Source organism: Kribbella sp. NPDC004536 (genome assembly GCF_042873835.1).
Lineage (GTDB): Bacteria > Actinomycetota > Actinomycetes > Propionibacteriales > Kribbellaceae > Kribbella.
This window is the reverse complement of the sequence record NZ_JBIALY010000002.1, coordinates 548,822-557,707: the sequence shown is the minus strand read 5'-3', so window position 1 is coordinate 557,707 and position 8,886 is coordinate 548,822. Positions and strand designations below refer to the sequence as shown.

Below are 8,886 nucleotides of genomic sequence, written 5' to 3'. Positions count from 1 at the left end.
GGTCGGTCAGGCAGGTTGGGTCAGGCGGGTCGGAATTGGGCGGGCTGGTCGGGTGGGGTGGGTTAGGGCGAGGTGTGTGCGTCCGGGGGTGCAGGTTGGGCGGGATGGGTGAGTTGATTATGGGGAACGTTTGTTCGAGTTTCGGGTAAGGTGGGGGTATGGGTGCTGAACTTCAGGGCTCGTTGCTTGGTGGGTTCGAGGAGCCGGGGCTGGGGGCGTTGGGTGGGGTTTCTCGGACCGAGCTGGGGCGTGGAGCCTGGATCGATGTGTTGCCTGGTTGGTTGAGTGGTGCTGACGAGGTGTACGGGCGGTTGGCGCGGGACGTGCCTTGGCAGGCGGAGCGGCGGCAGATGTACGACCGGGTGGTCGATGTGCCTCGGTTGTTGTGTTTCTACGGGGAGGACGCGCGGCTGCCGTTACCGATTCTGGCGGCGGCGCGGGACCAGTTGAGCGCGTACTACGCGGACGAACTGGGGGAGCCGTTCCGGACGGCGGGGTTGTGTTTCTACCGGGACGGCAAGGACAGCGTCGCGTGGCATGGGGACCGGATCGGGCGCGGGAACCACGAGGACACGATGGTGGCGATCCTTTCGGTCGGTGAGCCGCGGGTGCTGGCGCTTCGGCCGCGGCCTGGGTTCGGGGATTCGTCGGTGGGGTCGACGGTGCGGTATCCGTTGGGGCACGGGGATCTGATCGTGATGGGCGGGTCGTGTCAGCGGACGTGGGAGCATGCGATCCCGAAGGCGGCTGGGCATGTGGGGCCGCGGATCAGCATTCAGTTCCGTCCGCGCGGGGTCAGGTGAGTGCTGCCAGAGCAGATCGGTGCACTCCGTCCTTGGTCGCTACGTAGAAGCCCAGCAGCGGGACGCCGGCGGCTTCGCAGACCGCGGCGGCGGTCGAAGCCCATTCCTCGTCGTGGGCGATCGGGTTCGGGCGGCGGCCGAGGGCCAGGATGACGGAGGTGCCGGGAACTGACTGGAGGCTGGTGACGATCGGCTCCAGGGCGGGCCGGCAGAGATCGGCACGGGCGGGACCCGGGGAAGACGGCAGCTCGATGATCACGGTTGCGCGGTAGCGGTGGTCGGGTTGGCAGAGGATGGCGGCTAGGGTGCCCTGGTGCCGATCGCCGAGACTGACCATCAGGTCGACGACGTCGGCGGCGAAGGTGGGATCGGTGAGTGGGTGGTCGGGCCAGTCGGTGGGCAGCTGTTCGAAGCTCATGCTTAGAAAGATGCCGCGTTCCGGAGGTGTGATCCGGGTTATCCACAGACCAAAGTGGCCCATGACTCATCCGCAGGAATGGACCTCACTCCTGGGCCGAAAGCACCTTAGGCTCAGGGCATGAGCAGCAGACTTGGGCAGATGCTTCCCCCGGCCGGAGCGCCGCGGGACCTCGCGATGGCGCAGTTGGCGAACTCGGTCGGCGACGGCGCGTTCGTCGTCACCTCGGCGTTGTTCTTCACCCGGGTCGTCGGGCTCTCGACCGCGGAGGTCGGGCTCGGGCTGACGATCGCGTGGCTGCTCGGCTTCTTGGCCGGCGTACCGCTCGGCAACCTCGCGGACCGCAGAGGCGCTCGCGGCACCGCCGTACTGCTCGCCCTGAGCACCGCGACCGCGGTCGCCTCGTTCCTCGTGGTCCGGAGCTTCGCGGGCTTCCTCGCCGCCGCGATCCTGTACGCCTGCAGCCAGACCGGCCTCACCGCGGCGCGGCAGGCCTTGCTGGCCGGGCTCGTCCAGCCGGAGCAGCGGACCAGGATCCGTGCGTTCCTGCAGTCCACTGTGAACGCCGGTCTCGCGGTCGGCGCGCTCCTCGGCGGTATCGCGCTGCGCTTCGACACCAAGGCGGCGTACCTGATCGTCTTCGGGATCGACGCGCTGAGCTTCCTGATCGCGGCCGCGCTGATCCGGCGGGTCCCGCCGATCGCGACGACGATCCGCACCAAGGGCGAACCGCGGCTCGCGGTACTGCACGACCGCCCGTACGCCGTACTCGCGCTGATCAACGCGGTAATGCTCCTCTTCATGCCGCTGATCAGCCTGGTCGGACCGCTCTGGATCGTCACCCGTACGCACGCGCCGAGCTGGGTCGTCGCGTCGCTGATGATCGTGAACACGATCGGCGTCACGCTCTTCCAGGTCCGGATCGCCAAGGCTGTCAAGGATCTGCGGACCGCAGCACGCTCCGTCCGGTACGCGGGACTCGCGATGCTGGCCGCCTGTGCAGTCTTCGCGATCACCGCGGCCGACCTCGGCCCGGCCGCGACCGCCGCGGTACTCGTTGTGGCCGCCGCACTGCTCACGGTCGGCGAGATGAAGCTCGCGTCCGGCGCCTGGGAGATCAGCTTCGGACTGGCGCCCGCGGACAAGCAGGGCCAGTACCAGGGCTTCTTCGGAACCGGCCCTGCGATCGCCCGGATGCTCGGCCCGGTGCTGCTGACCACGGTCATCCTCGGCTGGGGTCCGATCGGCTGGCTGGTGGTCGGTGCCCTGTTCCTGGGGACCAGTTGCGCGACTGGTCCCGCCGTACGATGGGCTGCGCGGACGAGGGCCGTCAACGAGGACGCCACGCCGTCGCTGGCAGAGGAGAACGCCGCCTGATGGAGATTCCAGGACTGGTCGAGATCACCACGTACGACGAGCTGCGCGAGATCGTCCCGCCGCCGCTGGCCGCGGCCGCCGGCAAGGCCCGGAAGGAACTGCACGAGCTGGACCGGCAGTGGCTGGCCGCTTCGCCGTTCGTCCTGATCGCCACCTCCGACGCGGACGGCAACTGCGACGTCTCCCCCAAAGGCGACCCGGCCGGCTTCACCAAGATCTTCGACAGCACTACGATCGCCATCCCCGAGCGGGCCGGGAACCGGCGCGTGGACGGGTTCACCAATATCATCGCCAACCCGCACGTCGGGCTGATCTACTTCATCCCCGGCCGCGGTGACACCCTGCGGATCAACGGCCGCGCCCGGATCGTCAAGGAAGCGCCGTTCTTCGACGAGATGGTGGTCAAGGGCAACCGGCCGCAGCTGGCGCTGCTGGTCGAGATCGACGAGATCTTCCACCACTGCTCGAAGGCGTTCCTGCGCTCGCAGCTCTGGAAGCCGGAGACCTGGGAGCCGGACGCGATGCCGAGCCGGCCGCGGATCGCGAAGGCGCTGGAGCGTCAGGACACCGACCTGGCGGAGCTCGAGGACTACTACGGCGCCGCGTACGAAGAGAAGATCTACAAGGTCAAATACTGAACTACTACGGCGGACGCAGGCGCGAGTACTCCGTGGCGACGATGACACCCGGGCCGGCCGCCCTCTACGGTTCCGTAGTGTGACCCAGTCTGCCGACGTCCCCGATCTCGGGACCCGAGTGCGCCGCTACACGCTGCCGGTCGTGCTGGCCGTGTTCTGCGTGGTCGGGACGTTCGGCGCTGCGCGCGGTCAGACCGACCGGCACCAGCCCGACGCGTTGATGGTCGTACTGGTGCTGATCTCGGCCCTCGCCCTGTTCTGGCGCAGTACTCACCCAGTGCCCGTGCTGTGGGTGATCGTCGGCGCGACGCTGTTCTACATGCTCCGCGAGTATCCGTGGGGCCCGGTGATCATCCCGTTCGTGATCGCGGTCTTCACCACGATCCGCCTCGGCCATCGGGTGGCGGGCTGGGCCGGGCTGATCTCGCTGTACGTCGGACATGTCGGCGGCCGGATCGTCCTCGGTCTCGGCCAGGACGGCATCTACCAGGTACTGCTCGTCGGCGCGTGCTTCTGCGTCCTCGGCTTCCTGGCTGAGCTCTTCCGTGCGCATCGCGACCGCGTCATGGCGGCCGCGAAGACCCGCCAGGAGGAGGAGCTCCGCCGTGCCGGCGAGGAGCGCCTGCGGATCGCACAGGAGCTCCACGACGTCGTCGCGCACCACATCTCACTCATCAACGTGCAGGCGGCCACCGCGCTCCACCTGGTCGACAGACAGCCCGAACAGGCTGCTCCGGCGTTGTCAGCGATCAAGGACGCCAGCAAGGAAGCTCTGGTGGAGCTCCGCTCGATCGTGGGCGTACTGCGGCAGTCCGACGAGTCCGCCCCGCGCCAACCGGTCGCAGGGCTCGACCACCTGGACCACCTCGTCAGCCGTACGGCGCGTGCCGGGCTGGAGGTGCACAAGCTGATCCACGGTGAAGCCCGTCCGCTGGCGAGCGGACTGGACCGCGCCGCGTTCCGGATCATCCAGGAGTCGCTGACGAACGTCGTACGGCACGCCAAGGCCACGTCCGCGACGGTCCGGATCCAGTACGGCGAGCAGGCACTGGTCCTGCAGATCGACGACAACGGCGAATCGCTCACCACGCAACCGAAGGAAGGCAACGGCATCTCCGGTATGCGCGAACGCGCGACCGCACTCGGCGGAACGCTGACCGCGAACCGCACGCCGGCCGGCGGCCTGCGGATCACGGCGACGCTGCCTCTCTAGGAGGGCAGGCGGACGTGGGACGGGTTCAGGTCGGCGACGCTGGAGACGCCGAGTAGCGCCATGGTTCGCCGTACCTCCTTGGTCAGGATCTCCGCGGCGCGGGCCACCCCGCGTTGCCCACCGGCCATCAGGCCGTACAAGTACGCGCGGCCGACCAGGCAGGCGTCCGCGCCGAGTGCGATCGCCGCGACCACGTCCGCGCCCGACATGATGCCGGTGTCCAGGTAGATCTCCGCGTCGCTGCCGATCGCCTTGCGGACGTCCGGGAGGATGCGCAGCGGCGTCGGCGCGCGGTCCAGCTGCCGGCCGCCGTGGTTGGACAGTACGACCGCGTCCGCGCCGGCGTCGACGACCCGGCGGGCGTCCTCGACGGTCTGGATGCCCTTCACGATCAGCGGGCCGTCCCAGATCGAACGCAGCCAGTTCAGGTCGTCGATCGTCATCGTCGGGTCGAACAGCTTGTCCAGCAGCTCGGCGACCGTGCCGTCCCAGCTGGACAGCGATGCGAACGTCAACGGGCGGGTGGTCAGCAGGTTCGCCCACCACGCGGGATGCATCGACGCGTCCAGAACGGTCTTGGCGGTCAGCGACGGCGGGATCGTGAAACCGTTGCGCACGTCGCGGAGCCGGGCGCCGGCAACCGGTACGTCGACGGTCAGCATCAGCGCCTCGAACCCGGCGGCGGCCGACCGCTTCACCAGGTCCTCACCGGCGTCGCGGTCCTTCCACACGTACAGCTGGAACCACTTGCGCGCGTTCGGCGCGGCGGCCGCGACGTCCTCGATCGAGGTGGTGCCCATCGTGGACAGCGCGTACGGGATGCCGATGTCCTCGGCGACCTTGACGACCGCGCTCTCGCCCTCGTGGTTCATCATCCGGGTGAAGCCCGTCGGCGCGAACGCGAACGGCAGCTCCGAGCGGCCGCCGAGGATCGACGTACCCAGGTCGATCTCGGACACGTCGCGCAGGATCGACGGCTGCAGCTCCATCTCCGCGAACAACCGGCGGGCGCGGCGCAGACTGATCTCCGCCTCGGCGGCGCCGTCGGTGTAGTCGAACACCGAACGCGGCGTCCGGCGGCGGGCGATCGTCCGCAGGTCCGCGATCGTCAGCGCCTTCTCCAGCCGCCGGTCGGTCGGGTTCACCGTGATCGGCTTCGGCCGCAGCAGCGGCTTCAGCTCGGACCATTTGGGCATCTGGCGATCGGTCATCACAACTCCCGGCTGATTCTGTGGTCGGACCACACCCTACCCTGTGGTCCGACCACACAGATAGAGTTGTCCGCATGAAGAACTACGAGCTGGTTCTGCACCGGGTGGAGGCCGACCTCGCGGCCGGGCGGCTGCGGATCGGCGGGCGGTTGCCCGGGGAGCGGGCGCTCGCGGAACAGCTCGGGATCAGCCGGCCGTCGGTCCGTGAGGCGGTCCGGGTGCTGGAGGCGATGGGCGTCGTACGGACCGCGACCGGGTCCGGGCCGGAAGCCGGCGCGGTGATCGTTGCGGAGCCGGTGTCGCCGCTGACCGCCGTACTGCGGTTGCACCTGGCAACTAATCATCTGCCGATCGGGGACGTGGTCGAGACGCGGCTGTTGCTGGAGTCGTGGTCGGCGCGGGAGGCGGCCGGCCGGGCGCTCGGGGTCGGTGAGTTGAAGGTTGCGTCGGAACTGCTCGATCAGATGGATGATGCGGGGTTGTCGCCGGAGGAGTTCCATGAGCTCGACGCGGAGTTTCATGTCGCGTTGTCGGGGTTGGCCGGGAATGTGCTGATCGCCGCGGTGATGGCTTCGTTGCGGTCCGCCATTCATGGGTACGTACTCGCCGCTGTGCCGAATCTGCCGGATTGGGAAGGTACGGCGGTGGGGTTGCGGGCTGAGCATCGGGCGATTCTCGCTGCGGTGCGGGACGGGGAGGCAGAGCGCGCGGCCTCGTTGGTGGCCGCGCACATCCGGGGGTTCTACCAGGCGGCGCAGTTAGCACCGTTCGGCGGCGCTGAGGGTCGTGCGGCGGAGGCCGAGGATGACGATCGCGCCGACGATCAGGTGGAGCGAGGCGAGGCCTAGCTTGGTGCCGGTGCCGATGCCGTTGGTGAGCGGGCTGCCGAGGGACGTGATGCAGACGATCGTGGCGATGGCGGTCCAGATGTTGCGGGCGCGGTGGGTGCGGCGCTCGAGGATCGCCAGGAGGGCCCAGCCTAGGAAGGTCACGACGATCGTTGCGGCTAGGACTGCTGGGGCGCCGATGTGCTGAACGCCTCCTTGCCGGGCGGTCAGGGTGAGGCCGGCCAGGGGGCTGAGGATTGCCCAGTCGGCCAACGCGGCGGCTGCTGCGATGCCGACCACGGCGAGCCGGCTACCAGGACCTCGGCGCCGAGAGCCCAGCACTGTGGAGTTGAGGGCTGACGCAGGCGCGGACGGCAGGTTAGTGGTGGGGCGCGGGCCGGTGGTGGTGGGGTGCGGGCTGGTAGTGGTGGGGCGGGGGTTGGGGGTTGGCATTTCTTGCTCCTTGGGGTGGGGTGATGGGGTAAACGTGCCGTGGAGGGGGCCCGGGTGGCATCGGGCGGGGGGATGGGGGTGGGCGGGCGGAAGTCGGTGGGGGGTTCGACTTTGGTTGGTGGTGGGGCGGGGTGGGGACACTTACGCTCGGGACATGAGTGAGTTGTGCGCGCCTCGGCGGCCTCGACTTGTGGTTGAGGTGCTGGCTGTCGGGGCGATCGCGGTGCTGGTGCTGCTGACGGTTGTCGGGCGGTTGTCGGATCCCGCGCAGCGGAAGTTCCTGTGGCTGGATGTGTTGGTCGGGGTCGTCTCGGTCGGGTTGATGCCGTTGGTGTTTCGGCGGCCCGTCCAAGGCGCGATCGCGGTGGCTGTACTCGCGGCGATCTCGCCCGCGGCGACCCCGCCGTCGACGGTCGGGACCCTCTCGGTCGCGCTCCGCAAGCCGCTCCGGACGTCGATCCTGGTCGCGGGCATCGGCACCGTGGCGCACCTCGTTCAGGGCCTCTGGCAACCGATAGACGGTCTGCCTTACCTCTGGTACGCCGTACTCGTCGTGGTCGTCCACGCCGGCCTGCTCGGCTGGGGCCAAGGCGTCCAGGCCCGACAGCAACTCCTCGAATCGCTCCGTGAACGCGCCCGCCGCGCCGAGGCCGAGCAAGGCCGCCGGGTCGCGGAAGCACGATCACTCGAACGTACGAAGATGGCCCGCGAGATGCACGACGTACTGGCGCATCGCCTGTCCCTGCTCGCGACGTACGCGGGCGCCCTCGAGTACCGCCCGGACTCCTCCCCCGAGAAGCTGGCGAAGGCGGCCGGCGTGATCCGTACCGGCGTACACCAGGCGCTCGACGAGCTGCGCGAGGTGATCAACGTGTTGCGCGACGAGGAGGTGTACGAGGCGCGCCCGCAGCCGACGTTCGGTGATCTGCGGGCGCTCGTCGACGAGTCGCGCGAGGCGGGGACCACGATCGCGTACGACGACCGGGTCACCGACGCCACCTCGTTGCCCCCGGCAACCGGCCGGACGGCGTACCGGGTCGTGCAGGAAGGGCTGACGAACGCCCGCAAGCATGCGGCGGGACATCCCGTACAGGTGATCGTCACCGGCCACCCTGGCGACGGCCTGAGGATCGAACTGACCAATCCGGCGTCGAACGGTACGCCGCTGGTGCCCGGCAGCGGGACCGGTCTGGTCGGTTTGACCGAACGCGTCCAGCTCGCGGGCGGCACGCTCGACCACGGGAGGGAGCCCGGTGGCGCGTTCCGCCTCGAGGCCTCGCTACCGTGGCCCCCATGATCCGGGTACTCGTGGTGGACGACGACGCGTTGGTCAGGGCCAGCCTGGAGATGATGCTGGACGGCGCGAACGGGATCTCGGTCGTCGGCCAGGCCGCCGACGGTGACGAGGTACCGGCCGCCGTCGACGCGCACTTCCCGGACATCGTGCTGATGGACCTGCGGATGCCGCGCGTCGACGGGATCGTCGCCACCCGCCGGCTGCGGGCGCGGCCGAATCCGCCCGAGGTCGTCGTACTCACCACGTTCGACACCGACGAGAACGTCCTGCACGCGCTTCGCGCCGGGGCGAGCGGGTTCCTGCTCAAGGACACTCCGCCGGCGCGGATCGTCGATGCGGTACGCCGGGTCGCGGCCGGGGACCCGATTCTGTCCCCGGCGATCACCCGGCGGCTGATGGACCGCGCCGCGACCCAGGCCGACGCGCACACGATCGCGCAGCAGAAGCTTCAGCGGCTGTCACCACGGGAGTACGACGTGATGCTCGCGGTCGCCCAGGGCAAGGCGAACGCCCAGATCGCGACCGAGCTGTTCATGAGCCTCGCGACGGTGAAGGCCCACATCTCCCACATCCTCACCAAGCTGGAACTCGGCAACCGCACCCAGGTCGCGCTGCTCGCCCATGACGCCGGGCTCGCATAGGCTCCCCG

10 protein-coding genes are annotated in these 8,886 nt (G+C 69.3%); 7 read left to right on the top strand and 3 right to left on the bottom strand.

What is annotated here, in order from left to right; translation table 11 throughout:
• Positions 1–158 precede the first annotated feature (158 nt).
• Positions 159–803: an alpha-ketoglutarate-dependent dioxygenase AlkB gene (locus tag ACFYRU_RS17535; protein ID WP_387659530.1), complete on the top strand. Its 645-nt coding sequence runs from the start codon at positions 159–161 to the stop codon at positions 801–803.
• On the opposite strand, the gene ACFYRU_RS17530 is transcribed toward ACFYRU_RS17535, so the two are convergent.
• The gene (locus ACFYRU_RS17530; protein ID WP_387659527.1) at positions 796–1,221 is read right to left on the bottom strand and encodes a hypothetical protein; all 426 of its coding nucleotides are present in this window, start codon (positions 1,219–1,221) and stop codon (positions 796–798) included. The two genes, ACFYRU_RS17535 and ACFYRU_RS17530, sit on opposite strands and share 8 nt — an antisense overlap.
• Before the next feature lie 120 nt (positions 1,222–1,341).
• On the opposite strand from ACFYRU_RS17530, the gene ACFYRU_RS17525 reads away from it, so the two are divergent.
• From ACFYRU_RS17525 to ACFYRU_RS17515, 3 genes are all read left to right on the top strand, one after another.
• A complete protein-coding gene (locus tag ACFYRU_RS17525; RefSeq protein WP_387659525.1) occupies positions 1,342–2,598 on the top strand; it encodes an MFS transporter in 1,257 nt (418 codons plus the stop codon).
• A complete protein-coding gene (locus ACFYRU_RS17520) occupies positions 2,598–3,236 on the top strand; it encodes a pyridoxamine 5'-phosphate oxidase family protein (RefSeq protein WP_387659522.1) in 639 nt (212 codons plus the stop codon). The genes ACFYRU_RS17525 and ACFYRU_RS17520 overlap by 1 nt, the downstream gene beginning before the upstream one ends.
• Before the next feature lie 79 nt (positions 3,237–3,315).
• Positions 3,316–4,449 (top strand): sensor histidine kinase, encoded by a 1,134-nt coding sequence (locus tag ACFYRU_RS17515; RefSeq protein ID WP_387659519.1) that lies wholly within the window; start codon positions 3,316–3,318, stop codon positions 4,447–4,449.
• On the opposite strand, the gene ACFYRU_RS17510 is transcribed toward ACFYRU_RS17515, so the two are convergent.
• Positions 4,446–5,660: an alpha-hydroxy-acid oxidizing protein gene (locus ACFYRU_RS17510; RefSeq protein WP_387659516.1), complete on the bottom strand. Its 1,215-nt coding sequence runs from the start codon at positions 5,658–5,660 to the stop codon at positions 4,446–4,448. The two genes, ACFYRU_RS17515 and ACFYRU_RS17510, sit on opposite strands and share 4 nt — an antisense overlap.
• Before the next feature lie 74 nt (positions 5,661–5,734).
• Between ACFYRU_RS17510 and ACFYRU_RS17505 the strand changes: the two genes are divergently transcribed.
• Entirely contained in the window at positions 5,735–6,508 is a 774-nt protein-coding gene (locus ACFYRU_RS17505; RefSeq protein ID WP_387659513.1) for a FadR/GntR family transcriptional regulator, read from the top strand.
• On the opposite strand, the gene ACFYRU_RS17500 is transcribed toward ACFYRU_RS17505, so the two are convergent.
• The gene (locus ACFYRU_RS17500; protein ID WP_387659510.1) at positions 6,419–6,940 is read right to left on the bottom strand and encodes a DUF6069 family protein; all 522 of its coding nucleotides are present in this window, start codon (positions 6,938–6,940) and stop codon (positions 6,419–6,421) included. The two genes, ACFYRU_RS17505 and ACFYRU_RS17500, sit on opposite strands and share 90 nt — an antisense overlap.
• A 154-nt stretch (positions 6,941–7,094) precedes the next feature.
• Between ACFYRU_RS17500 and ACFYRU_RS17495 the strand changes: the two genes are divergently transcribed.
• A complete protein-coding gene (locus tag ACFYRU_RS17495) occupies positions 7,095–8,237 on the top strand; it encodes a sensor histidine kinase (RefSeq protein WP_387659506.1) in 1,143 nt (380 codons plus the stop codon).
• Entirely contained in the window at positions 8,234–8,878 is a 645-nt protein-coding gene (locus ACFYRU_RS17490; RefSeq protein ID WP_387659504.1) for a response regulator, read from the top strand. The genes ACFYRU_RS17495 and ACFYRU_RS17490 overlap by 4 nt, the downstream gene beginning before the upstream one ends.
• Positions 8,879–8,886: the final 8 nt, after the last annotated feature.